The sequence below is a fragment of the Streptomyces sp. NBC_00019 genome (assembly GCF_045041015.1).
In the GTDB taxonomy this organism is placed as follows: domain Bacteria; phylum Actinomycetota; class Actinomycetes; order Streptomycetales; family Streptomycetaceae; genus Streptomyces.
The window spans coordinates 652,715-676,260 of record NZ_CP108302.1 but is presented as its reverse complement, the minus strand read 5'-3'; the positions used below and the strand labels follow the sequence as shown (position 1 = coordinate 676,260).

Genomic DNA, 23,546 nt, shown 5'->3' with positions numbered 1-23,546 from the left:
CGGGTGCGCGACGGCCCACTTGGTGATGATGGACGCCTCGCGGTCGCGGGGAGGGCTCGGCCTGTCCATTGTCCGGTGCGTCAGTCGAAGTCGAGGCCTTGACGCTTCTGGTGGCCGGTAGCCTTGCCCGGCGTCCCGTCGAGTGGGCGTGACTCAGCCGCGACGACCCGCGCCGTGCAGCAATGTGTCGACGATGCGCGTGGCCAGCGCGTCCGGGTCCTGAGCGTCCGGATCCTGGTCCGCGCCGGGCCCGTGGAGAACCTCGCCGATGAGGGCGTAGTACACCCGCCTCGTCCACTCCAGGTCTGCGGCCGGGTCGAGCAGGCCACAACTCTCTGCGATGGATCGCGCGCAGGCGCCGGTGCGGGTGTCGTTGAGTGCGGTGCCGCGTGCGGCCGCGCCGTCGAAGAGCAGCGAGAGTTGCTCGCCCAGCTTTTCCGGGTCGGCGGCCCCGGCCTGCCGTGCGGGGTGACGGTCCACCAGTGTGAGGAACTCACTCACTTGAAGGATGTCGTAGTGGTTGGTGTCGACAAGACCGTCGACACCGGGCAGGACGTCGCGGAGGAAGGTCCGGGCCGCGTCCATGGACTGGCAGGACACGTAGACCGCGTACGGTTCGCCGATCCGGGGCCTCAGCTGCTCGACCTCCTCCGGCTCGTAGTCCGCCAGGATCCCACCTGAGAGGTCGATGTAGTACGAGTACCCGTGCTGGTGCAGCTTTTCGTCGCCCGTCACGGGATCCGGCACGAGCTCGAGGGAACGGATTCGCCCTTCGAGCGACGGGCGTCGCTCCGCGGGGACAAGAATGATCACGGATGGCCAGGACACGCGCTTACCTCCCCGGCGACCGTAGTCGAGCGGTTCCCTCGGGGCGCCGGATCTTCCGTTCGACGGGGAGGCCACTTCACCAAGGAGACCGGCTCTGGCCGAGCGGCCGACTTCTGGTCGTAGGCGCCGGAGTGCAGCCGATCCAACGCCGCGCGGCAGCGCCGCTCACGTCCCCGACGGCCGCGGCTGCTCCGGCGGAACCGAGCTCTCGGCCATCGCCATCCACTGGTCCAGGTCGGCCTGGGTGAACTCTTCCCACGGTGGGATTCCGGGGAGCTGGCGGAGGAGGTCGTACGCCTCGGGGATCTGGGCTCCGCGGAGGACCGGGCAGTGGCAGCCGGCGATGACCTCGGCGTTCAGATGTTGGAAGCCGGTGACGACCGACCCGAATTTTTGGGGGTCCAGCAGGGCGACCCAGGGGGAGACCAGGCGTCCGCCGAAGAGCTGGCCGTCGCGGAACTCGTCTGGCGACAGCGCCGCCATTTCGGGCACAGGGGTCGGCACGTTCGTGGCGAAGGTGTCGACGGCCCACAGGACGTTGGCCTTCGAATCGAAGAGGGCTCGGGTTGTTGGGTTGTCGTACAGGGGTGGCCGCTTGGCGACCAGTGTGCGATCGCCCACGTCGATCGTGTCGCCGTCCGTCATGAAGCGGCATCGGTTGATGGGAATCTCCCACTCATCGGCCATGCGGCCGATGGAGAACCATGTGGTCAGCAGGGTCGCGTTCGGGCATTCCGCCAGGACCGCCAGGAGGTTGCCGGCGTGGTCGCGGTCGTCGTGGGTGAGGAAGATCCACCGCACGTCCAGGGGATCCACGACGGACCAGGCTGCCTCCAGCCACTGGGAGCGCACTGCGGGCGCCCCGGTGTCCACGAGGACCGGTTCGGTTCCCCGGATCACCATCGAGTTCATCGGGAAGTGGCCGACCGGCGGGGCCTCAAGGGCCCACGGGATGACGAACGTCTCCTCGGCGATCTTGTACGGCTGGAGGAGGTTGAAACTCGCCATGGTTGTCATCGCTGCTCTCCTTAGAACGGAGTCGCCGCAGCGTCTATGAATCCAGTGCAGCCCCGTGTCGGGCTGACGTCAAACGCAGAACCGGTGCCGGTCGGTTTCGGCGGGCGACGAGGGGTGCGCGGTGGGCGCCGGCTGGTCCCAGGCCACGCTTGGACGGGCGGCCGTCAACGCCAGTGGGTGCTGTGCGGGACATTCCGCTTCGCTGCGGCCGGCTCGACGGTAGAAGGGGAGCGGGGCGTCGCCCGGCTCGGCGCGTTGCGGGCGTGGTCGGCGACCGTGTTCGCGCTGCCCGACCCGACGCTGATGACCTACAATTAACCATCCATGGAAGATAATTCTCCGGAAGATGAGTGATGGCTGACCTGAAGCTGCTGTACCGGCAGCTGGTCTCGCTGGAGATCGAGCTGTGGAGCGGTATCGAGGGGCGGTTGCGGGCCGAGTACGACTTGCCGTTGACCTCGTTCGAAGTGCTGCACCTGCTGTTGCGTCGACCCGGGCGGCGGATCCAGGACATCGCGGAGGAGTTCTCGATCACGGTGGGCGGCACGAGCAAGGTGGTCGACCGTCTGGAGACGGCGGGTCTGTGCGAGCGGCGGGCCAATCCGAACGACCGCCGTTCCTCGATCGTCGAGTTGACGCCTGAGGGGCGCAAGCTGGTGGACGGGGCGCTGAAGGTCTTCGAGGATGAACTGGAACTGCGGATCGGGTCGGTGATTCCGGAGGAGTCCGTGTGCGAGGTGACGGCGGTCCTCAGCACGTTGCGGGCAGCCGGACGGGCCCTGGACGCGGAGCGGAAGGCCGCCGGCCAGACGCCGGTACCGGGCATGCGGGCGCCGAAGCAGCCCGGCCGGTCGGCGTTGTGAGCCACGCCGGCTGCGCAGCGCCCGTGAGCTGACAGGCCGCTGTGCCGGAGACCGAGTTCACCCGCCCCGCCCCCGCCCCATCAGCCCACCGTCAGTCGGCGATGCCGTCGAACGCGATGACTTTGTCTATGCGGCCATGGACGAGGAGGTTTCCGGGGCCGCCATTGCGTGCGCCGTACTCCACGGCGCGATCGTCGCCCATGTAACGGGCGCCGAGGAGGCCGCCCCAGCGCAGCATGTCGTCGGGGTCCTCGGAGATATCTGCGCGTCCTTGGAGCAGGACGAACGCGTACGGTGGCCGGTCCTCGTCGACGCAGAGGACGAACCGTCCGTCACGGGCGAGGTTGCGGCCCTTGACCCCGTTCCTCTCGGTGGTGAGCACGATGTCGTCGCCGTCGAGGAGGAACCAGACCGGTGTCACGTGGGGGCTGCCGTCGGCGCGGACGGTGGACAGCTTGCCGGTGCGGGTGCCGTGGGTGACGAACGCACGCCACTGCTGCTCGGTCATCTTCCGCATGCGGGGCCTTTCGTGTGCGTACGGATCGACTCATGGGTGCCCGAGGCCAAGTCGGCCTCGGGCACCGCGCGTTCTAGCCCCAGAAGGCGTCCTCGGCGGCCGGATCGGCGGAGAAGAGCCACATCTCGGTGATCTTGCCGTTCTCGATGCGCAGGAGGTCGACGCCGTCCATGCTCATCGAGGTGTCGCCGTGGCGGCCTGTGAAGTGGATGGTGGCGGTGACCAGGTCGCCGTTGCCCATGAGGGCGTGAACCTTGTCGATGGCGAAGGTGCCCTGGCTGGTCTCCATCATGCTGCCGAGCATCTGGAAGACGGCGGCCTGTCCCTTGTGCTCGCCGGAGAACTGGTTGGCGCCGGGCTGGTGCCAGACGATGTCGGCGTCGAGGAGTCCGCCGAGAGCGCTCATGTCTCCGGTCTGGACGGCCTGGAAGTAGGTGCGGGCGATGTCGATGTTCGCGCTGGTCATGTCGTTTGCTCCTTGGGGCTGTTGTGCGGTGGTAGGTGGCTGGCGGGCGAAGTCGAGGCGGTCGGCGAGGCCGGCTTCGGTGAACAGCGAGGACGCGGACCTGCGGAACCTGTCAGGCGGCAGGTGCGGAGAACACGCCGAAGTGGTTGCCGGCGGTGTCCCGCAGCCGGGCGAAGGTGAAGCCCGCGGAGTCGGTGACCGGCTCCATGAGGACCTTGGCGCCGAGCCTCTGGCTGCGCTTGACGGTCTCGGCGACGTCTTGGACGTGGACGTAGAAGATCGCGTAGTTGGGGAAGGCGCCCTGCGACTCCCACACGCCGCCGGTCGGCTGCGGGGCGCCCGGTGTCATGACGGAGTGGTAGGTCACGCCGGGGGTGTTGGCGTTGAGGACGTATTTCCAGTCGAAGAGCTCGCCGTAGAACTCCTTGACCTCCTCCGGCTGGTCGGTGCCGAACTCGAACCAGGCGACCGAGTTGAAGGCGGGAACGGTCATGACACTCACTCCTCATACCCCATAAAGGGACAAATTTGGCTCTCTGGACCGGCCTGCGTCCAGCAAACCATTTACATTCCATGGAAGCAACTTCCATAGATTATTGTTCCATGGATGTGGGTTCGGTGATCATGAGCCGGCCGCCCCTTGGACAGCAGAAGAACCCGACGTCCCGGACGCGGACGGTCGGGTCAGTAGGAAGGAAGCGCTCGTGGAACCGGTCGAGATCCAGGCGAAAACCCTGATCCAGAAGTCGAAGACCCCGTCGAACGACTACGTCATCAACCCCTACACCGGCTGCGTGCTGGGCTGTGCCTACTGCTTCGCCAGCTTCGCCGGGCGCCAGTTCGGCCGGTCGGTCAAGGAGTGGGGCGACTACCTGTACGTGAAGACGAACGCGGTCGAGCTCGCCCGCAAGGAACTGGCGAAGATGCCGGAGCACAAGCGGCGGGGCACGATGCTCCTCAGCTCGGTCACCGACCCGTACCAGGGTCACGAGACGAAGTACCGGCTCACCCGCGGCATCCTGCGCGAGCTCAAGACGGTCGAGTACCCGGGCCTGGTCCGCATCCTCACCAAGTCACCTGTCGTCACCCGCGACATCGACCTGCTCACCAGCCTGCCCCGCGCCGAGGTCGGCATCACCGTGACCACCACCGACGACAAGGTCAGCCGCTGGCTGGAGGTGCGCGCCCCACTTGCCTCCCGCCGCCTGCGCACCCTGGCCGAGCTCACCGAGGCAGGCATCCCCACCTACGCCTTCGTCGGCCCGCTCCTGCCCCACTTCGCCACCCAGCCCGAGCTCCTGGACGACCTCTTCGGCCGGCTGGTCGACGCGGGCGTCAGCGATGTGTTCATGGAACACATCAACCTCAAGCGGTACATCCGTGAGCGCATGGACCAAGTTCTCGCCGGCGAGCCCGAAGACGTCCGCGAGGCATACGTCCAGGCGCAGACGAAGGAGCATCGTGAACAGCTCGACGCGATAGTGGCGGAGCTGCTGGGCAGGCACGGTCTGCTCCTGCGCTTCGAGGAGGTCGTCCACCACGACGACAACGACGCCCTGCGACGGAGGCTCGCATCCTCGACGTGACCGCGTCCGCGCCAGCGGGCGGGGCCTTACGTCAGGCGGTGACGTCCGCCTTGGGATCCGGCACCGCCATGGCCCAGGTTCCCATGGCCTCCAGGACATCGCGCAGCCCCTCGCCGAGCGGGGTCAGCGCGTACTCGACGCGCGGCGGGATCTCCGCGAAGGTCGTGCGGGTGACGATGCCGTGCCGCTCGAACTGGCGCAGCCGGCCGGTCAGCGTGTGCGGGCTGATGCCGGGCAGGGCCTCGCGCAGCTGGTTGAAGCGGTGGGGGCCGTGCAGCAGTTCGCGCACGATCAGGGTGGCCCACGGGCCGTTGAGCAGAGCGAGGAACCGGGCGACGCCGCACTCGGGGAGACAGGGATCGGTCACATTGTCGACCGTACTCCATTAGTGCAGTTGATGTAACTGGTGCATCGCATGCACTAATGGGTGCCATGACCTACGTGATTCATGGCGCCACCGGCGCCCAGGGTGCCCCCGTCGTTGCCGCTCTCGCCGCCGCGGGCAAGTCCGTGACCGCTCTGACCCGAAACGCCGACGTCGTCGTGGACGGCGCGCAGCGCGTCATAGCCGCCGGCTACGGCTCCACCGCGGAACTGACCGAGGCATACCGCGGCGCTGACGGAGTGTTCGTCCACCTGCCCGTGGTCTCCGAAGAGGACCGCCAGACCTACGCGCGCAACATCGTCGCCGCCGTCCGCGCGGCCCGCCCGGCCCGAGTGGTGTTCTCCACCAGTGGTGCCCCGATCGGCCCCGAAACCGGCGGCGCGGCCGCAGCGCTGGTCAGCGGCCTGACGGACACCGGGGTGTCCCATGCGGTGATCACGCCCACGTTCTACCTGGAGAACCTGCTCATGCCCTACGTCATCGACGCGGTCCGCGAGCGAGGTGTCCTGCCCTACCCGATCCGTTCTGACTTCCCTGCCTCCTGGGCTTCGCACCTGGACATCGCCGACGCCGCCGTCGCCCTGTTCGACCGCCCGGACGTCAGCGGCATGGTCTCCGTCGGCCAGGACCCGGCGATCACCGGACCGGACCTGGCCGAGGCGTTCGGCGCGCACTTCGTCAAGGACGTGGCTTTCGAGCAGATCACCCCCGAGCAGTTCCGCGACTTCGTCTCACCCCTGATCGGCGAGGGCGCCGCCGCCGACGTCGCCGGAGCCTACGCGGCCATGAGCACGCTGCCGGACCGCTCGATCACACCCGAGAACTCCGCCCAGAAACTGCTCGGCATCACCCCCCGCACCACCGGACGGTGGCTGACCGACATCGGCCTCTGACCGCAATCACCAGCGGATTCCGCCGAGTTCGCCAGGCAAGGGCTTGGCAGGCCGCCGTATTCGGTGGGCGGTCTGCCAAGCCCTCAAGTCCCGCCGACCGCCTACGCCAAGACCTGACCCGGCTTCGACACGCTGAAATCGGAGCGGCATCCAGCGTGCGCTATGCCTAGTCGGTGACGGCCACCATGGCAATCGACACCAGGATCCCTGGCCGGTCGACACCCAGCTTGCTCACGCACCGCGGCGGCCTTACGTCGGGGAAGAACTCGTCGAAGACCTCGATGACGCCGTCGGCGTCTTCGGGTCGCATGAGCAGGGTGTGGACCATGACGGCGTCGCTCAGCTCGGCGCTGCCGACGCGCAGGATCGCTTGGCAGTTGAGCAAGGACTGGCGGGTCTGCTCCTGGATCGTGGGTCCTGCGAGCTCACCGGTCGCCACGTCGACTCCGACTGTTCCCGCCACGTAGATCGTGTTGCCGACCTTGACCGCCTGGCTGTAGCCGGGATATTCCGGCGCTTCGGGGGTGGAGATGATTTCTCGGGGCATCGAATGGGCTCCTGCCTGGAAGGCTTCTGCTCGCTGAGTACAGATCGACCTTGGACTTCGGTGGCGCCATCGCACCCTCATCCCGCAGGGCGTCCTCAGGCTCCCACCGTGGGACCCTGGGCGTTGCCAGAACCGAGAGATGACGGCACGTGTCCGCTCTCCGTGGCCGCACCCTTTAGGCCTCTCCCAGCATCGCCATCCGGTGCCGCGCCGTGTCAGGGCCTGTTGCGTGCCTGTTCCAGGGCGGTACGAATCTCCTTGACATCGGCCGGCTTTCCCGGGTCCCGAGGCCAGGGCAGTCGGGGGTCGGACAGGTAGGGGAGGACGTAGGCGGGGCTGCCTTCCTGGATGCGCCAGCTCTGCGTCGTGATGCCGGCGTCGACGGTGTCGTAGCCGAGGCGGTCGAGCAGAGTGGTGACGGACTCCTTGGCCGCGTCGTCGTCGCCGGAGATGGGCAGCGCGCTGCGGTCGGGGGACCCGGCGGGGCGGGCGAGGGAGAGGAGGTGTTCGAAGTAGATGGTGTTGAACGTCTTGACCGTCCGAGCCCCCGGCACGTACCGCTGGAACAGCTCTCCTGCGGTCAGGCCGCCCGTTTCCAGTTCGGCGATGACGCCGTCCCGCAAGCGGTAGTGGTTGTTGGCGTCGATGACGATCTTCCCGGTCCGGGCGTCCGCGGGCAGGTGGGGTACGGCGCTGAAGGGGACGGCGATGACCGTTTAGTCGCCGGCTGCGGCGGCTTCCGCGGGAGTTGCCGCGTGCGCCCGGGGGCCGAGACGGTCGGTGAGCGCGCGCAGGGTCTCGGGATTACGCGAGTTGCTGAGCACCACGTCGATCCCCGCGTCGACGGCCAGGCGGGCGACCACGCTTCCGATGTTGCCGCTGCCGATGATGCCGAGCGTGTCGTTCATTGATCTTCCTTGTGGTGATGGTCTTCGTCTTTGGGCGCACCCCGTCGGCGCCCGCAGACCGTGGCGGGTGTGCAACTGCGGTCTGCGGGCGCGGACATGGACGTGTTCTTGAGCGCGGCTGGGTGTCCGGAGTGTGGGCTGCGCGGGGTCGTCAGCGGCCGGATTCGAGTCGTTCCTTCAGGGCCCTGCCGTAGGTTGCGGAACTCTCCTCCATTTTGGCCCGGTTGGGTTCCACGGTTTCCACGGCGGCCGGGCCGGTGAACACCTCGGATTCCGTGTATCGCGTCCCACCGTCATGGGGGTCGAGGAGGAAGGAATGGTCCCCCGTGACGACGCCGGGGATGCCGCCCTCCCAGGCAAGCCGTCGCGGTGCCTCGTAGTGCAGGACCGTGAAGTCGTACTCCCCGTCGATCTCGGATCCGTTGGACAGACGGGCCCGCAGCACGGTTCCTGGCAGGACTTCGGCGGGAACATCGACGAAGCTCAGGTCGGGGTGCCACTGCGCGTATCCGGCGAAGTCGGTCAGGACCTTCCACACCTCCTCGGGGGAAGCGGTGATGTCGGTGACCGTGGTGATGACGGGATTGGTGTCCATGTTTCTCAGGCCTCCACGCGGTTTTCGAGGATGATCTTGCCCCGGGCGTGGCCGCCGGCCAGCAGCTGCTGGGCCTCCGCGGCCTGGGCGAGGGGGAAGGTCCGGCCGACGTGCACCGTGAGCTTGCCCTCCTCGGCGAGCTCCACCAGCCGGGTCAGGTCGTCGCCGTCGAGGTGGAGGAAGACGTCGATGGTCCCCGGGTATTCGGCGGTGGACCGCGTGATGGAGGCGACCCGCGCCCCGAGGGCGGCGATGGCGTGCGTCGTGGCCAGGGAGCCGCGTCCCGCGGTGTCGAGGATCGCGTCGACCCCGTCCGGGGCGATCTTGCGTACCTGCTCGACGAGTTCGTCGCCGTAGCGCACCGGCGTCGCGCCCAGGGATTCGATGAACGCGTGGCTGGCCTCGGAGCCCGTCCCGATCACCTGTGCGCCGCGCGCCACGGCGATCTGGACGGCGAGGTGTCCGACGCCGCCCGCAGCGCCGTGCACCAGTACGGTGTCGCCGGCACTCACCTCGAGGCTGTGCACGACGGACTGATAGGCGGTCAGCCCGGCGACCGGCAGTCCGGCGGCCTGGGCCCAGCTCAGGTTCCTAGGCTTGCGCACCAGCTGGCGCGGCTCGGCCGAGATCTTCTCGGCGTAGGTGCCGTAGTGCATGGCCTTGTCGCGAACGAAGCCGATCACCTCGTCGCCCGGCCGGAATCCCGCCGCCGCGGCTCCGGTCTGCTCAATGACCCCGGCTAGGTCCCATCCGGGGGTCACCGGGAAGAGAGAGTCCACGAGCGGATCCGCGTGTCCGCCCTGGAATGCCAGATCCGCCGGATTGAGGGCCGATGCCTCGATCCTCACCAGAACGAGATCGGCGAACATCTTCGGATCCGGAACATCGACGACTTCAAGGACCTCGGGTCCGCCGAAGCTCTGGTACTGAACGGCTCTCACAGCTCTGCCTCTCGTGATGCGTGCGGGTCAGCACGGCGCAAGCACCCCATCCGGCCGGGGCCAGGGGCGCACAACCAAGCTGACCAGGGCTTCTACGGCGGAACAATGACTGTCTGAGCATCAGGTAATACCCTGGAAGCATGAATCAGCTCGAGACCCGGGAACTCGCCTACTTCGTGGCCGTGGCCGTGGCCGAGACGCTGCACTTCAGCCAGGCCGCGGAGAGCCTCGGCATCACCCAGCCACCGCTGTCCCGGGCCATCGCCCACCTGGAGAGGCGGGTGGGCGTCCCGCTGCTGGAACGCACCACACGGCAGGTGAGGCTGACCACCGCGGGCGAGGTCTTCCTGGCCGAGTGCCGCACGATCCTGGCGGCCATAGGCACCGCCGTCCGCAAGGCGCGCAAAGCCGCCGGGCAACGGGTCACCATCGCGACACGCCCCGCCTCCGGCCCCGGCATCCTGCCCGCCCTGCTCGCCGCCGGCCCGCAGGGCCCGGACGGCGTGCACGCCGACGTCGTGTTCACCTACGACGAGATCGGCGCCCTTCGCGACGGCACCGCGGACGTCGCCCTCATGTGCCAGACGGTTGCCACCCCCGGCCTCGAGCTGATGGAGCTCGGCCCGGAGGAGCCGGTTGTCCTGCTTCCGGCGGACCACGTCCTGGCCGAGCGCCCGTATCTGACCCTCGCCGAGGTCGAGGCGCTCCCAGGTTATGCGGCGCAACTGCCCAACGAGGCGCTGGACATCATGGTCGACCGCGTCGCACTCGGACAACTCGTGATCGTCATCGGCGAAAGCATCCGCGACCGCCTCGGCAAATCCGTACGGGTAGTGCCTGTCCATGGATACCCGCCCACCCAGCTCGTGTTGGCCTGGCTCCCGGAGGGGCGATCGGCCGCGACCCGCCTCACCGCGACCGCCCACGCCGTGATGGAGCGGCTCACGCCCCGACCGCCGACGTTGGCGAAGCAGTGACCTCAGCAGGACTCGGCCGTATGCAGACGGCAGTTGGCAAGATGCACAGCGGGCGGCAGTGCCAGTCGGCGGCGCGGCGAACCCCGTTGGCCGACCCGCCGCGGTGACCCCACCACGCTGATACGCACCAAGCCGGTCGCGAAGCCCGTGACCGGACCCTGCGTGAGCTCGCCGATGGCCTGGCCCGGATGCGGGCGGGGACGTGTGTGTGCCAGGGGGCGCCGGCGGTCATCGGCGCCGTCTCCTCATACGGTGGGCGGGTGGCGCAACCCGCGCCCCCGGGCCCAGCCCAGGTCATGGGTGGTGCGGTCGGTGAGGCGCAGGTCAGCCGAGCGGGTTGGCGGTGTCGCGCAGGGTGGCCAGCGCCGAGGCGTACATGCGGGCCTTGATGGTGCCGAGGGTGTCGCCGGCCTTGGCCACCTGCGCCTGGGCGATCTCGAGGGCGGTGGAGCGCACGGCGTCCTCGCTGACCGCCTGGTCGACGATGCCGACGGCGGCGGCATCGGAGCCGCCGTAGCGGCGGGCGGTGAGCATGGCCTCGTGGGCGGTCTGCGGCGTCAGCCGTGACTGGATGAGGGCGGCCATGCCGGGGGTGAAGGGGATGTTGATGTCAGCTTCGGGTAGGCACCAGTAGCCGCGGTCGGAGCGCATCACGCGGAAGTCGTGGGCGAGGGAGAACATCGCGCCGGCGGCGAAGGTGTGTCCCTGCAGCGCGGCCACCGTGATGACCGGCAGCGACAGTATGCGCGCGAACAACTCCTGGACGGAGACGACGTAGTCCTGGTGCTGGTCGGCGTGGGCGAACACCCAGTCCAGGTCGAGCCCGTTGGAGTAGAACTTGCCGGTGGCGGCGGTGACCAGGGCGCGGGGCCCATCCGACTTCTCCACCTCGTCGAGCGCTGCGCCGACGGCAGCGAGCCAGTCGGGGTGGAAACGGTTCTCGCCGTCTCCGAGGTCGAGGACGAAGACGTTGTCGTGGCGCTCGAGCGAGGGCATGGTGACTCCTTCGGGCTGAACTGACGGGGTGAGGTGGCTTTGGGCTACGGCCGGGGCTTTGGTTCGGCGGCCCCGGGACGGTCGCGCAGGGTGTAGAGGAGCAGGTCGTGGATCTCGGCGGCGGCTGCCTCGATCGGGGCGGTGCTCTGCTCGGCCCGGCACATGATCACCGCGCCTTCGACCGCGGCGATGATGAAGGCGCCCAGTCGGCGGCTGCGTTCCTCGGTCAGGCCGTGGCGGACGAACAGGGCTGCGAGAGCCTCCTGCCAGCGGGCGAAGACGGCGGCGGCCGAGAGAGCGAGCTGGGGTGCGTCGTCGTTGGTCTCGACGGCCACCGCCACGATCGGACAGCCGGCCCTGAAGTCGCTCTCCACGAGCCGGTCGCGCCACAGCGCGAAGAACGCGTCGACGGCCTCGACGGGGTCGTCCGCCTCCATGGCGGCGTCGATGAGGCCGGCGATGAAGTCTCCCGCCAGTGTCACCGCCTCGTCGATGAGCTGTGTCCGCCCGCCGGGGAAGTGGTGGTACACCGAGCCTCGAGGGGCTCCGCTGTGTGCGAGTACCCGGTCGATGCTGGTCGCGCTCGCCCCGTGTTCACGCAGCAGAGCAGCGGCACTGAGGATCATTCGGTCACGGCTGTCACTCTTGCGCCGACTCACTTGCCCAGCACCCTCCCAACGACGAGATGGCCCGCCGAGCAGGCTACCTGCCGGTAACTTATGGGATATGGCATAGAACATGCAAGGGGAGATCGGGGCGCTCGTTCGATGCCCCATCGTGTTCGGCCGTCGTCAGCGGTTGATCATCTTTGCCATTTCGATCCAGGAGTCAGGTCCGACGGCTCCGTCGGGTGTCAGTCCTCGGCCGCGCTGCCATACGGCCACGGCATGGGCGAAGGCGGCGTCGGACGGGGTCGATCCGGGTGCTGCGATGAGCCGGGTGATGGCGTGGAGGTGCTCGCCCCAGCGCAGAGCTGTGGCGTAGGAGGTGTTGAGGCGGACCGCGCGGGCTGTGCCGTCGGGGTCGAGCAAGGTAGCCAATACGGCCGGTCCCGCCTCCTGTTGGGGCGCGGGGGGCGTGCCGTCGCGGACCTTGAGGATGGCGAAGTACCGGCAGGTCTGCCCTGATTGCTGGGGCACCACGAAACCCTGCGCGTCGATCGCGATCGTCTTGGCCTTCACTGATTGGCTGACGTTGCCGCCGACGGCGGTGAGGGTTCGTCCGGTCCGGTCCACGGCGGTGACGACGTCACAGTGCGTCGACCACGCCGTGCCGTTGTCGATCGTCGCGTAGGTGACACCGCCGCACCCGCCGCCGCTGTCCCGATCGGCGCAGACCAGGTCGCCCACCTCGGGGACGATCTTCTCGACCGCGTAGGTCCAGAAGGGGTTGGCGGTGTTTGCCGTCTCGGCGTTGCGTTTGGCGGCGCTGACGTACTCGCGGTGTGCGGTGCTGTAGGCGAAGTCGCTGCCTGCGCCGGCCTGACGCATCACCCAGCTGATGAAGACCGCGCTCCATGGATGGCCGCCTTGCCACGCACTGCTCTGCAGGTCCGATGCCGCGACAGTGATCCCGACGCCTGTGCGGTAATAGTCCTGCAGTGTCGCCGTCATCGCCGGTTCGGTTTCGACTCGGGTCCCGTTTCCCCATCGGCTCCGCTCTTGTTCGGCGAACTGAGCGATCCTGGCCCGCAACGACCCGGTGGCGGGGGCGCTGCCGACCGGAACGCCGCCAGGGGCGGGGATGTAGGGCGAGCCGGCCGTCGGGGGAGGGGTGGCGCCCAGCCCGCTGCGGTGAGCGTCGATCGCGGCGAGGTCGCGTTTCGCCCCGTCCCCTGAGGCGTAGGACCAGCGGGCCCAGCTGCCACGGACGTCGATGTGGGCGTAGGCGGCGCCGATCCCGACCGCGATGTCCCGGCCGCACGCGTCCAACGCGGCCTTGGCCAGGTCGAGTCCTGACATTCCCGCCACGCTGATGTCGGCGGCCTGACCACTGCAGTGCCGGCTGCGGGTCGGGGTGGCGCCTCGAGCGCGGTACACGGCCACGTTGCGGGCCCAGGACCGGTACCCGGAGCTGATCGTGACGGACTTGCCCAGCCGGTCGCGCAGCGCCTGCAGGCAACGCACCAGCGCGGGAGAGATCCTGGCGACGTCGGCGGCCGTCCCGCCGCTGCTCACGAGTTCGCCGACGGTGAAGTTGGGGGAGAGCTTCTGTGGTCGGACGCTGGGGCCGGTGGCGTAGAGCGGGAGTCCGGTGGCGTTGGGATCCCAGTGTTCCGCTTCCTTGGCGGTGGCGCCCGCGGCCGGTATCAGGACCAGTCCGGACGGGAACGCCTCGTCCTGGACTGGGGTTCCGGCCAGTTCCCACTCGGCCAGTTCCACTTCCCCGGACTCGGTCTCGTCCGAGATCTCCGGAGCGAATGTGTCGTCGCGCGCTTCGGCGGCGAACTCGGCCAGAGACATCTCGGGGCCCGACTCCGACTCCCCATTGCCGGCGCTCTGTTCGGCCGACCGGAACACTTCCTGGGCGACCCAGTTCGGGGGCTGCTGTGCGAAGGACGGTGGATCGGCGGTGCGGGACTCGGTCCAGTCCCAGCTCTGCGGGCGAGTCATCGTCGCCTCCCGGTCTCAAGGGATGTGGGTCGACTCAAAGCCGCACGGGTGCGGACCCGTTCGTGCTGCTCTGCGCGGTGTCGGGTGCCGCGGGCAGATGAGCGCTCGGCAGCCGCACGGGCTGTGCGGAGGACGGGGATGAGCCGTTGACCACCCGGACTCCCGATTCCTTGATCGACACCCCCGTCGCGGACTGCCACAGATCGATGATGCGGTTCATCGTGTCGCGCACCACCGGTTGCGGGGAGCCGCTGCGGAACAGCAACTCGGCATCGCTGGGCGTGTTGAACCGGCCGACCTCGATGAACATCATCACCGGCGAGACCAGGTCGGCGAGCTCGAACAGTTCACGGGCCCGGCGCGGGGGTGTGATGCCCACCCGTTGCGCGATCCGGGCGAGGCGGTCCGCGGCGTTTCCGCCAGTACCTGCACCGGCCTGAAGGTCGCCCACGACGTTGTTCTCGGTCTCCAGCAGGAGGTGGAACCAGCTCATGGTGACGACGTGGCCGAACTCCTCCCGGGCGAGCATCCCGGCCCGTCGGCGCATCCCCATCATTTCCGAGAGCGTCTGGCACAGGTATGCGATGTACGAGGCGTCGGTGGGGTTGGCGCCGACCGCGTTGCTGTCGTTCACGAACGCGAGCCACACCTGGCGCAAGAGCTCGATCCACACCTCGCCGAAGCGAACGTTCGCCGACGCTCCGACATCGGTCTTCCAAGGCTGGCCCGGGATTCCGGGCGGCGCGTGCGGCAGGTCCATCCCGAACATCCGCCAGTAGGCGTTGCGACGGTTGACCAGTGGGTCCGGTCGTAGCGTGCTGGTGGTGCCGGTGATGGAGAACAGCGGGGGGTCGCGGAAGAACAGTTCCTCGGTGGCCCGGACCCAGCTGTAGGTCGTGTCGTTGGCGGCTTCGAGCGTCTCGCCGACCACGTAGCGGCGGACGACTTCCCGCAGGATCTCCGCGACGCCGGTGCTCTCGACCAGGAAGGCGTAGATCAGGTGGTCCCACGGCAGTGCGGCGCCGGTGTCGATGCCTGTGGCAGGCGCCGGAGAGAACTGACCGGGGATCGCGATTCCGGAACGCAGGGCGTCGAGCAGCCCGCCGTTCACTTCTCCGGGCAATTGAAGGCGGGCCACGACTTCCGGGGTGACACCCGCCGGGGAGGTCTCGAAACCCGGCCAGTCGGCCTGGCCGCCCTCGGCCCATGCCTCCTCCAGCCAGCGGCTGAGCTGCAGTGGATGGATCCTGAAGAATTCGTTGGTGTCGAATCCCGAATCGGCCAGCAGGCGCGCGAGCGTGCGGAACATGGTGGTCTCCTCAGGAGGTGGGCCGGGACGGGGTGTCGGCGATCTTCGGGACGCCCGTCAGGATCCGCCGCCCGCTTGCGTCGAACGCACGCAGCCGTACGACGCGGTCGACCACGATGTCTTTGTGGCGCAGGTGGGTCGGGTCGCCGGGGTACTTGGTGGCCTCGGCCACCTTGACGCGCCACACCGGGCCGATCTTGGTGCCGGTGCGATGGAACCCTCCGATGCTGACCGCTTCGTCGGGGAGCGGCGCACCGAGTTCCAGGAGCCCGTTCGACAGCACCGGGCGCACGATCTTGCCGGGCGGATCCGAACTGCCGCGCCCGAGCCCGGCCAGCAGGTCCCGGAAGTCACGCTGGATATTGAGCTGCGCGGGGCTGAACGCCTGCGGGTCCTCTTTCTGGGAGCCGTTGCGCAGGAACGTGGTCAGTGCCGAGATTGCATTGACGACGTCGGATGACGACGCCGCCGGTTGCGGTTGAGGTTGCGGTGCCGCGGCAGCTGGTGCCTTGGGAGTCGCCGGCTTGCGCGCAGCTGCCTTGCGTGGCGGGGCCTCGGCCGTCGTGGGTTGCGGGTCCGGTGGCGGTGTCGGAGGTTGCGTCATGGTTGTTCTCCCTGGTCAGGCCGCGGCGGTCGCATGGTCAGTGCCGAGGCGGCGCAGCCATGTCTCCAGGTCGCGATCGGCGTTGTCATCGGGGCGCTGCGACCGGAGTACGGTCCAAGCCAGGATCCGCATGGGTTCGAGCCGTTGCAGATAGCTCGAGGTGTACAGCGCAGCCCCGGCCCCGTCGGCGAGCCTGCGCAGCTCGGCGGGCGCCACCCGGCGCGGGTCGGCCAGCGCCGAGAGAGGCCGACCACCGAAGGCCCGCATCGGCCGCTCCGTACACACCCGGACGATCTCCGGGAGAAGAGGCAACGTCGCCCGTGCAACGAGCGCGGACTCCGGCGGCGCGGCATGCACGGGATGGCGGTACAACCAGATGCGCGCCAGGTCGTCCCACGCCCCGGCGCCGTACCAGTACCGGCAGAGTGCGGCGTTGAAAGCGACCCGCAGCAGGCCCATCGGGTGCGGATCGCCCGGTGGCATCCGGTACACGGCGGCGGTGGTGCCGTCCACGACGTCGGCCAGCGCCGGCACGGGCGCGTAGCCGGTGAGGACGAACGCGACGACGTCGGCGGCCACTTCGCTCGCCCAGCTGCGCCAGGCCTCCGCGGCGATCGGTGAGGCGGGCACCAGCGCTTCGTGCAGGGCGGTGGCGAGTTCGTCGGTCCAGTTGGTCAGGTGCGTGATCTGATGGCCGGCCTCGTGGATCAGGGACGTGGGCCGCAGCACGTTGTGCCGGGTGATCTTGATGGCGGCGGCGGGGGAGAGCGACGCATCCCACAACCGTATCCCGGCACGCAGGATCGATGCTCCGAGGCCCTTGTCGAGGTAGACCAGCACCGCAGGAACCGGAACGCCGAGTGGCCCGAGGATGCGGTCCATGGCATCGACGGCGAGCAGGTCCAGACCGCGCAGGAGCTGCGCCAGACGGGGATTGGTACGCGTGCCGACAGCGTCACCGAAGAAGTCGATCACCGTCTCGGCGCGGACATAGGACTGACGCAGAGCCAGCACCCGGTCCCTGAGTCGGGCCAGGTCGTCCGGGGCCGTGGCGCCGGGCAACTGCGCCGCGAGCTGGTCCGCGCGGGTGGCCACCGCCTGGGCGGAGCGGGTCAGCCCGGCGCGGACGCTGGTGCCGAGGTAGGACTCGAGAGCGGCCCAGGCCCGTGGCGCGGCGACCAGGTCGAGGTCGGTGAGTTCGTGGGCGGCCCGTTGCCAGTGCCGCAGCTCCGCCGCCAGCTGTGCGGCGAGGACGTCACCTCCCGGCTCAGCCACCGGAGCGCCAGCCGGGAGTCACCGTGACGGTCGGCTCGGGCGGCGTGCCCCGCAGGCTCTCCTTCGTGATGCCGTCGAACACCAGCTTGATCGTGAGGCCCTGGGCCGGATCGCGGACCGCTGCGGTGAGCTGTGCCGTCTGGCCCTGGAGCATCGCGGAGAGCCCGGTGTCGACGGCCGTCGACACCTGCTCCGCGGCCGCCCGCGCGGCGGTGGCGTCCGGCAGCACGGAACGTTTCATCAGTTGGTCGGTCAACCGGGGTACGAGAGAGCGCTGGTGCACCTGCTGGACCTTGCGCAGTGCGCCGGGCAGGTCCGGTCCCTCAGCCCTGGTCAGCAGGTCCAGCATCTCCTGGGCCTGCCGTTCGCTCAGCCGCAGGGCGACCCTGAGCCGCGGCGGAGTGGCGGCGGAGTCCAGATGCACACCGACCCGTGCACGTGGCCCGGCAGCACGGCCTGCCATACGGCCTGCCGCGGGGCCCTTGGGCCGCAGCCGGACGAACCGGCGGCCGGGAGCCGCGCCTGGCCGGGCCGTCGGCCCGCCGTGCCTGGACTCGGGTGCGGACCGGCCCAGGCCTGGCTCGCCGAGCAGCAGTCCTGCGATCTCGGGGGTGAGCGGGGTCACTTCCTCGGCGATGCCTTCCGCTGTCCCGGCACCCTCGCGGAGGGTGTCGTCGTGGCGGAGGTGCCCGAGGTGGCCGCCGGGAAGCATCTCGTAGAGGTGGGCTTCGGCGGTCGTGGGCCAGTGCCGTACACCGCGGTCGAGCAGGTGCGACTCCAGCGTCCCGCCGTCGGACCACGGCACCGCGCGCGCCACCTGCCTGCTGACCTGGATCTCGAACGGCCGTGTGTACTTGAGGAAGCGGTAGCGGGGGGCGGCCGCCCGCGGCATCAGCACCCACACCCCGCTCTCGTGTTCCGACTCCCGCTCGGGCAGGTCGGCGCGCAGCAGCCGGCCGGGGAGGTGGGCGGCGGCGGCTTCGGCGAAGAACTGCTGCACAGCGGCGTCGAGGAGCAGCCGGTCGTCCTGCACCGCGGCGGGCAGTGCGAGTGCTCGGCGTGCCGTCGTCTCCACGGTGGTGGCCAGCGCCTCCCCGGCGACGTCGGTCTCGGCCTCCGGTGGGACTTCGAGGCCGATGAGCTTCATGCCGACGTCGACGATCGGGCGGGCGATCTGCTTGGCGGGGCCGGGTCCGACCATGGTGCGCAGCAGGTCGGCGATGCGCTCGGCGATGAAGTCGACGACCCGCTGCCGACCAATGATCTTGAGGCCGAGCTTGATCAACGGCAGTGCCGCCATCACGACAGGCAGGAACTGCTGGATCTCCGGCTTCGGGTAGGAGCCCGCGGGGAGTTCGGTGAGCCGTCGGCCCAGTTCGCGTCGGGCCGCGTCGAGTTCGCCGATCGGGTCGGGCGCGTCGGCCTCGGCATCGGATGCCGCCTCCGCGAGCACGCTGTCCGCCGCGATCTCGTCGGGCGCCAGCAGCAGACCGACCACATTGCGGTCGAACTCGCCTGCCAACTGGGACGCGGCCGACGGCTCTGCATCACTGGTACCGGTCGCGCCGGCGGGGGCGTTGGCCGCGCCCGCACCACCGGCGACGCCCAGCTTCTTCGCGATCTGTTCCGCGATGGGCCGCACGGAGGCGGGCAAGCGGTTCATCGCCGATTTGATCACCCGCGCGAGCAGCGGCCGGACGAGACCACCGAGCTTCTTGAGCAGAATCCCAATCGGAAGAATCTTCGAGACTACGCTGATCCCCTTCTTCGCGATCTTGACGACGCCCTTCACCAGGCTGCCCGCCTTCTTCAGCAGACCCCCCAGGAACTGCTCGAACACGACCTCGCGCGACCCGACCGGATCCAGGGCCGGGGCCAACGACTCCAGCAGCGCGTCGAGGTCGCGCGCCGGCATGGCGGTGAGGTCCTCGTGCTCCAGGCGGGCGGTGACTCCGTCGAGCAGCCGATCGGACTGCTCAGCCAGCGACTCGGCCCAGCTCTGCAACCCTGCCTGGGAACCCTCCTTGACCGACCACGCGGTCTCACCCTGCAGGTGCGCTGCGGCAGCATCATCCACCAGCTGAGCCACGGCGTCTTCGAACTCGTCGTCGGCAAGCTCGCCGAGGAGTTCGGTGAGCACGTCTTCGCCCGCGTCGGCCTCCTCGGTGTGCAGTCCCGAGCCGAACGGCGAGTCGAGCACCACACCGCTCGCCTGCTGTGGACGTTCCCCCGCATCGGCCGGGTCCGCCGACAAACCGGCGAAGCCCGCGAACGGGGATTGCAGTTCGGGTGCGGTCGGGCTCGTGGCCAACACGTCCATCGCCCTGCCTCCTTGTCCTCCGATGCGGAGGTGGGCAACAGGGTGCGGGACGTCCGTAGCGCATCGCGTCAATCGGTCGTCTCCGCATCCGTGGGATCCGCCGTCAACTCCCCAAGGACGGTGGCGAGGACGGCACAGGCCTCCTCCGCCGAGCCTGCCGCGATGCGCCGCACGGGCCCGGGCGACCCCGGCTCGGCCCCCACCAGCAGCACGGCGACCACCTTGCCGTCGTGCAGCCAAGCCCGTACGACGACGACGCGCCACGGCTGGGATTCCATGGCCGCGAGTATCCGAACGGCCCGTCTCGCTTCCATCAACATGTAGGAGGCGACGACGGATTGACGCTCCCTCACACGGTGCGAGGATAGAGTCCGCGAACTACGCGGAGGAGGTGCACATGCCGCACCCTCCCTGGCCCGATTCCGCAGCCTGCTCCGCTCCCATGCTGGTTCACCTCCTCAACGGCTTCCGGCTCGACATCGGGCACCACGAAGTCGTACTCCCGGCCCACGCCCAGCGGGTGGTGGCGTTCCTGGCACTGTCGCGCCCGTCCGGGATGACGCAGCACCGCACGGCGTTGGCCGAGCAGCTCTGGTGCGACGGTCCGCGCCCACGTGCCCAGGCGAGCCTGCGCACGGCGATCTGGCGGATCCGACAGGCCGACGACCGACTCGTGCACGCCGACCGTGCGCACGTGTACCTCGACGCACTCGTCGAAGTCGACGTCGAACGCAGCCTGTGCCAGGCCGCAAGGCTGCTCAACGAGGACGGCGATCTCGCACCGGACGACACGGCGACCACAGGCCTGGTCGCGGACCTCCTGCCGGACTGGGAGGAGGAATGGCTGATCGTGGAACGAGAGCGCATCCGTCAAGTGCGGATCCACGCTCTCGTCGCACTGTCCCACCGGCTGCGCCGACTCGGTCGGTTCGTCCCGGCCCTCAACGCCGCCTACACGGCCATCACCGCAGAGCCCCTGCAGGAGTCGGCCCGCGTCGCGTTGGTCGAAGTCCACCTGGCAGAAGGCAACATCGTGGAGGCCTGCAGACAAGTCGACCGGTACGCACGGCTCCTGTGGGATGAGATGCAGCTGACCCCCTCCCACGCCCTGACGGGCCGCGTGCCTTGGCCGGCAAGCGGACCCGTCGCCACGAAGCAGCCGGACAACGCGCGGTCGGACCAGGGTTACCTCCGCATGCCCCACGCAGATGAACCGGACGGGCGTAGCGGCAGCGATGTCCACCCGGACCGAGTTCGGCCGTCCCGGGGACCTTAGGAGTTCCACGACGGGGGCTGTCCGGCCCGATTCGTCATCGCAGCAGCTAAGCGATCTTGAGTACTTGGGTTGTGGTTGGTGCCATCGCAGCGGCTCCTCGTGTGAGGGCGCGGTCGACGGCGTCGTGCAGTTGCTCGGTGGTGTAGGCGCGGGCGGGCATGTCCTGTATTGGACTGAACGCCACACGAACTCGATGCGGTTCAACCCCGGTGATCTGGACGGGAGGTGGCACTGATGGATCCCGACGCCGACTAGCTCCCGGCGTCGCCCCCCTTGAAGAGCCGGGCGTGGTGGATGGAGGGCTTGTCCAGCACGATGGCGGCCGCCGCGCTGCCCTGGCCGCACGGCCTGTTCAGTTCCCGCGCAAAATGGGCGGCCGCTTCCCGGTGGGTCTCGTTGCCCTCCCCCAGCCGCGCGTTCTCGCGCCGCAGGCGTTTGAGCTCGTCGTTGTCGTTGGCGGTCATGCTGGCATCATTTCCGCCGTCCGCTGTTTCGCGACGGGCCCTTGTCATCGCGGTCTTTTGTGCGCAGCGTCATTTCCGCGGTCACGCCAGAGCCGATCCGCACCCACGAGAGAGACATCGCGAGTGACTACCAGGTCCCCCGCGGCACACGTACGCGTGCGTGGCAGGATGGGCAACCGGCCTTGTACGTCCAGCAGTTCGGGGCTGCAGCGCACGGGGAAGGGGAAGTCTGGTGAACGGCCTCAACAAGGGGATCGGCAAGGCCGAAGTCGCGCTGAAGTGGGATCCGAGCCCGACGGGGCAGCCGTCCGCCAATCTGGATATCGTCGCCGCCACGTATCTTGCAGGTGATCTGTCCGGTGAGCCCGCGTATGTGGTGCGCTTCGACAGTCGTTCCCCCGACGGCGGCATTTATCTCAACCGGGACAGCAGGGACGGCAAGGGCTTCGGCTGGGACGAGGTCATGACGCTGGAACTCGACCGGCTGGATGGCCGGTATGCGCGCGTAGTGGTCGGTGTCGTCATCCAGCAGCACTCGGAGCGCCGCACTTTTATCAGCGTGCCCAACCCGGGCCTGCGGATCCGGGTGGGTTACACCGTCCTGGCCGAGGACGACTTCGGCGGTGTCCTCGGGGCGACGGCGGCGACCGTCGGGGAGTTCGTACGCGACGAGTCCGGCGGTTGGAACTTCCACCCAGGCGTCCACGGCTTCGAGGACGGCATAGGACAGCACCCCGTCGGACACACGTCTCCCGGACCGGAGAATGATCCGGACGACGACTGGCCGCAGGAGTCCTGATCCGTGGGTGACATCGCCAAGGGTGTCCTCGGGGGCGGGTGGGCATTGGTCGTCGGCTGGGTGCTGCCCACCGCGCTCAATCTCGCGGTCTTCTTCCTTGCTGTCGCCCCAAGCTTGCGGCGGACCGCAGCCATCGAGCGTGTATGGCCCGACACGGCCAGTCAGACTGCTTTGCTGCTCCTGTGTGCCGCCGTTCTCCTCGGCTTCGTACTAAATGCCCTGCAGACCCCCCTCTACCGAATCCTGGAGGGGTATCTGCTGTGGCCGCGCAGAGCATTCGAGCGTGGATGTGGGCGACAGCGGGCCCGCAAAGAAGGGATCGCCGCTCTGATCGCTCACCCGGACGGTCGCACTCCGGTACAGCGCGCGCTCCTCAACGAGCAGTTGGCCCGCTATCCGGCGGACCACGACCAGCTTGCCCCGACGCGGCTCGGCAATGCGATCCGTCGGTTCGAAGAGTACGGCCACAATCGCTTCGGCCTCGATTCTCAGGTGCTTTGGAACGAACTGAGTGCCGTCGCCCCCGTGCAGGCGCGCCGCCAGGTGGAAACGGCACGTACCAGCGTGGACTTCTTCGTGGCGTTGCTATACGGAAACGGGGTTGTGGCGGCCTTTGCTCTTCTGGCTCTGACATCTGCCGAGGCCGAGCGGACCCTGTTGATCGTCACGGGCATCGTGCTGTGTGCACTCATCCCCCTGTGGTACCGCTCTGCGGTCTATGCCACCGATGAGTGGGCCGCCGCAGTGCGGGCCATGGTGAACTTGGGCCGCAAGCCACTGGCCGACGCGCTCGGGCTCGTACTGCCTCAGCGACTGGCCGAGGAACGCGCCATGTGGCAGCTCGTTACCCGGATGTCCCGGCGTCCCTACCGAGATGCTGCAGACGCGGCCTTCGCCCCGTACCGGGCCGCACCACCAGATCTGAACTGTCCACTGCATCCGCCAGTTCCTGGCCCGGAGGCGTGACGCGTGCCGCGCTGGGTCCTCTGGCTGAAGAGTCGCGTTCGTGACCACCGGCAGGTAGTTGCTCCGGCGCCCTTGCTACCCAGCACTCGCCGAGGGGCGGTCGGCTGAAGGCGTCGGTCATGCGGTCCACCCGACAGCCGGTGGCAGTTCTGAGGAAGCCGTCCAGATAGCGAAAGGCACCAGAAGCAGCAGGAACCGGCTCACGATGCGGCACTGTCGGAGAATCAGCGGGGGCGCCTGAAGGAACACGAACGACGCAAACGCGAGCTTACGAGCGCAAGCCGGAACACTGCCTGGCTTTCACCGCCATCGCCGCGACCTTCATACGCCACCGCCTGAACCAACTGACAACGGCTTACAGTTGGTCCCCCACGCTGGCCTGTACTGGAGGATGCATCCCGC

27 protein-coding genes are annotated in these 23,546 nt (G+C 68.8%); 7 read left to right on the top strand and 20 right to left on the bottom strand.

Annotated elements, in window-relative coordinates; genetic code table 11:
• Window positions 1-153: 153 nt before the first annotated feature.
• Both OHU89_RS03290 and OHU89_RS03285 read right to left on the bottom strand, forming a co-directional pair.
• On the bottom strand, window positions 154-747 hold the full coding sequence (locus OHU89_RS03290) for a hypothetical protein (RefSeq protein WP_405639631.1): 594 nt from the start codon (window positions 745-747) through the stop codon (window positions 154-156).
• Between the two features lie 246 nt (window positions 748-993).
• Window positions 994-1,845, bottom strand: a complete 852-nt coding sequence (locus tag OHU89_RS03285; RefSeq protein ID WP_405639629.1) for an MBL fold metallo-hydrolase — start codon at window positions 1,843-1,845, stop codon at window positions 994-996.
• Window positions 1,846-2,198: 353 nt separating this feature from the next.
• On the opposite strand from OHU89_RS03285, the gene OHU89_RS03280 reads away from it, so the two are divergent.
• Window positions 2,199-2,708, top strand: a complete 510-nt coding sequence (locus OHU89_RS03280; RefSeq protein ID WP_405639627.1) for a MarR family winged helix-turn-helix transcriptional regulator — start codon at window positions 2,199-2,201, stop codon at window positions 2,706-2,708.
• 91 nt (window positions 2,709-2,799) lie between these two features.
• On the opposite strand, the gene OHU89_RS03275 is transcribed toward OHU89_RS03280, so the two are convergent.
• The 3 genes from OHU89_RS03275 to OHU89_RS03265 form a co-directional block, all read right to left on the bottom strand.
• Complete coding sequence (locus tag OHU89_RS03275) at window positions 2,800-3,225, bottom strand: PPOX class F420-dependent oxidoreductase (RefSeq protein WP_405639625.1); 426 nt, start codon at window positions 3,223-3,225, stop codon at window positions 2,800-2,802.
• A gap of 73 nt (window positions 3,226-3,298) precedes the next feature.
• Window positions 3,299-3,691 (bottom strand): nuclear transport factor 2 family protein, encoded by a 393-nt coding sequence (locus OHU89_RS03270; protein ID WP_405639623.1) that lies wholly within the window; start codon window positions 3,689-3,691, stop codon window positions 3,299-3,301.
• Window positions 3,692-3,803: 112 nt separating this feature from the next.
• Entirely contained in the window at window positions 3,804-4,184 is a 381-nt protein-coding gene (locus OHU89_RS03265; protein WP_405639622.1) for a VOC family protein, read from the bottom strand.
• Window positions 4,185-4,395: 211 nt separating this feature from the next.
• Between OHU89_RS03265 and OHU89_RS03260 the strand changes: the two genes are divergently transcribed.
• Window positions 4,396-5,277 carry a radical SAM protein gene (locus tag OHU89_RS03260; RefSeq protein WP_405639621.1) on the top strand — a complete coding sequence of 294 codons (882 nt, stop codon included), beginning with the start codon at window positions 4,396-4,398 and terminating at the stop codon, window positions 5,275-5,277.
• Window positions 5,278-5,308: 31 nt separating this feature from the next.
• Here OHU89_RS03260 and OHU89_RS03255 read toward each other — a convergent pair whose 3' ends face one another.
• Window positions 5,309-5,644, bottom strand: coding sequence for a winged helix-turn-helix transcriptional regulator (locus OHU89_RS03255; protein ID WP_405639619.1), 336 nt, complete (start codon window positions 5,642-5,644; stop codon window positions 5,309-5,311).
• 65 nt (window positions 5,645-5,709) lie between these two features.
• Here OHU89_RS03255 and OHU89_RS03250 point away from each other — a divergent pair, with 65 nt between their 5' ends.
• The gene (locus OHU89_RS03250; protein WP_405639617.1) at window positions 5,710-6,555 is read left to right on the top strand and encodes an NmrA family NAD(P)-binding protein; all 846 of its coding nucleotides are present in this window, start codon (window positions 5,710-5,712) and stop codon (window positions 6,553-6,555) included.
• A 166-nt stretch (window positions 6,556-6,721) separates the two neighbouring features.
• Here the strand turns inward: OHU89_RS03250 and OHU89_RS03245 are convergent, their stop codons facing one another.
• From OHU89_RS03245 to OHU89_RS03225, 5 genes are all read right to left on the bottom strand, one after another.
• Window positions 6,722-7,102 (bottom strand): RidA family protein, encoded by a 381-nt coding sequence (locus tag OHU89_RS03245; protein ID WP_405639615.1) that lies wholly within the window; start codon window positions 7,100-7,102, stop codon window positions 6,722-6,724.
• Window positions 7,103-7,317: 215 nt separating this feature from the next.
• Window positions 7,318-7,725, bottom strand: coding sequence for an NADPH-dependent F420 reductase (locus tag OHU89_RS03240; protein ID WP_405639613.1), 408 nt, complete (start codon window positions 7,723-7,725; stop codon window positions 7,318-7,320).
• A gap of 93 nt (window positions 7,726-7,818) precedes the next feature.
• Entirely contained in the window at window positions 7,819-8,010 is a 192-nt protein-coding gene (locus tag OHU89_RS03235) for an NAD(P)-binding domain-containing protein (protein WP_405639611.1), read from the bottom strand.
• Window positions 8,011-8,161: 151 nt separating this feature from the next.
• Window positions 8,162-8,605 (bottom strand): SRPBCC domain-containing protein, encoded by a 444-nt coding sequence (locus OHU89_RS03230; RefSeq protein WP_405639609.1) that lies wholly within the window; start codon window positions 8,603-8,605, stop codon window positions 8,162-8,164.
• 5 nt (window positions 8,606-8,610) lie between these two features.
• Window positions 8,611-9,546: an NADP-dependent oxidoreductase gene (locus OHU89_RS03225; RefSeq protein WP_405639607.1), complete on the bottom strand. Its 936-nt coding sequence runs from the start codon at window positions 9,544-9,546 to the stop codon at window positions 8,611-8,613.
• 140 nt (window positions 9,547-9,686) lie between these two features.
• Here OHU89_RS03225 and OHU89_RS03220 point away from each other — a divergent pair, with 140 nt between their 5' ends.
• Window positions 9,687-10,523 carry a LysR family transcriptional regulator gene (locus OHU89_RS03220; protein WP_405639605.1) on the top strand — a complete coding sequence of 279 codons (837 nt, stop codon included), beginning with the start codon at window positions 9,687-9,689 and terminating at the stop codon, window positions 10,521-10,523.
• Window positions 10,524-10,847: 324 nt separating this feature from the next.
• Here OHU89_RS03220 and OHU89_RS03215 read toward each other — a convergent pair whose 3' ends face one another.
• The 8 genes from OHU89_RS03215 to OHU89_RS03180 form a co-directional block, all read right to left on the bottom strand.
• The gene (locus OHU89_RS03215) at window positions 10,848-11,519 is read right to left on the bottom strand and encodes an enoyl-CoA hydratase-related protein (protein ID WP_405639603.1); all 672 of its coding nucleotides are present in this window, start codon (window positions 11,517-11,519) and stop codon (window positions 10,848-10,850) included.
• A 44-nt stretch (window positions 11,520-11,563) separates the two neighbouring features.
• The gene (locus OHU89_RS03210; RefSeq protein WP_405639601.1) at window positions 11,564-12,178 is read right to left on the bottom strand and encodes a TetR/AcrR family transcriptional regulator; all 615 of its coding nucleotides are present in this window, start codon (window positions 12,176-12,178) and stop codon (window positions 11,564-11,566) included.
• 132 nt (window positions 12,179-12,310) lie between these two features.
• Complete coding sequence (locus tag OHU89_RS03205) at window positions 12,311-14,131, bottom strand: DUF2272 domain-containing protein (protein WP_405639599.1); 1,821 nt, start codon at window positions 14,129-14,131, stop codon at window positions 12,311-12,313.
• Between the two features lie 34 nt (window positions 14,132-14,165).
• Window positions 14,166-15,440: a hypothetical protein gene (locus OHU89_RS03200; RefSeq protein WP_405639597.1), complete on the bottom strand. Its 1,275-nt coding sequence runs from the start codon at window positions 15,438-15,440 to the stop codon at window positions 14,166-14,168.
• A gap of 10 nt (window positions 15,441-15,450) precedes the next feature.
• Complete coding sequence (locus OHU89_RS03195; protein ID WP_405639595.1) at window positions 15,451-16,044, bottom strand: hypothetical protein; 594 nt, start codon at window positions 16,042-16,044, stop codon at window positions 15,451-15,453.
• A 15-nt stretch (window positions 16,045-16,059) separates the two neighbouring features.
• Window positions 16,060-17,319, bottom strand: coding sequence for a hypothetical protein (locus tag OHU89_RS03190; RefSeq protein WP_405639593.1), 1,260 nt, complete (start codon window positions 17,317-17,319; stop codon window positions 16,060-16,062).
• Window positions 17,312-19,639 carry a hypothetical protein gene (locus OHU89_RS03185; protein ID WP_405639591.1) on the bottom strand — a complete coding sequence of 776 codons (2,328 nt, stop codon included), beginning with the start codon at window positions 19,637-19,639 and terminating at the stop codon, window positions 17,312-17,314. Before OHU89_RS03185 ends, OHU89_RS03190 begins: the two co-directional genes overlap by 8 nt.
• 68 nt (window positions 19,640-19,707) lie before the next feature.
• Window positions 19,708-19,917, bottom strand: a complete 210-nt coding sequence (locus tag OHU89_RS03180) for a hypothetical protein (protein WP_405639589.1) — start codon at window positions 19,915-19,917, stop codon at window positions 19,708-19,710.
• 119 nt (window positions 19,918-20,036) lie between these two features.
• Between OHU89_RS03180 and OHU89_RS03175 the strand changes: the two genes are divergently transcribed.
• Entirely contained in the window at window positions 20,037-20,915 is an 879-nt protein-coding gene (locus tag OHU89_RS03175) for a BTAD domain-containing putative transcriptional regulator (protein ID WP_405639587.1), read from the top strand.
• Between the two features lie 251 nt (window positions 20,916-21,166).
• Here the strand turns inward: OHU89_RS03175 and OHU89_RS03170 are convergent, their stop codons facing one another.
• The gene (locus OHU89_RS03170) at window positions 21,167-21,379 is read right to left on the bottom strand and encodes a hypothetical protein (RefSeq protein ID WP_405639586.1); all 213 of its coding nucleotides are present in this window, start codon (window positions 21,377-21,379) and stop codon (window positions 21,167-21,169) included.
• 232 nt (window positions 21,380-21,611) lie between these two features.
• Here OHU89_RS03170 and OHU89_RS03165 point away from each other — a divergent pair, with 232 nt between their 5' ends.
• Window positions 21,612-22,178 carry a TerD family protein gene (locus tag OHU89_RS03165; protein ID WP_405639585.1) on the top strand — a complete coding sequence of 189 codons (567 nt, stop codon included), beginning with the start codon at window positions 21,612-21,614 and terminating at the stop codon, window positions 22,176-22,178.
• 3 nt (window positions 22,179-22,181) lie between these two features.
• On the top strand, window positions 22,182-23,144 hold the full coding sequence (locus tag OHU89_RS03160; protein ID WP_405639583.1) for a hypothetical protein: 963 nt from the start codon (window positions 22,182-22,184) through the stop codon (window positions 23,142-23,144).
• Window positions 23,145-23,546 lie beyond the last annotated feature (402 nt).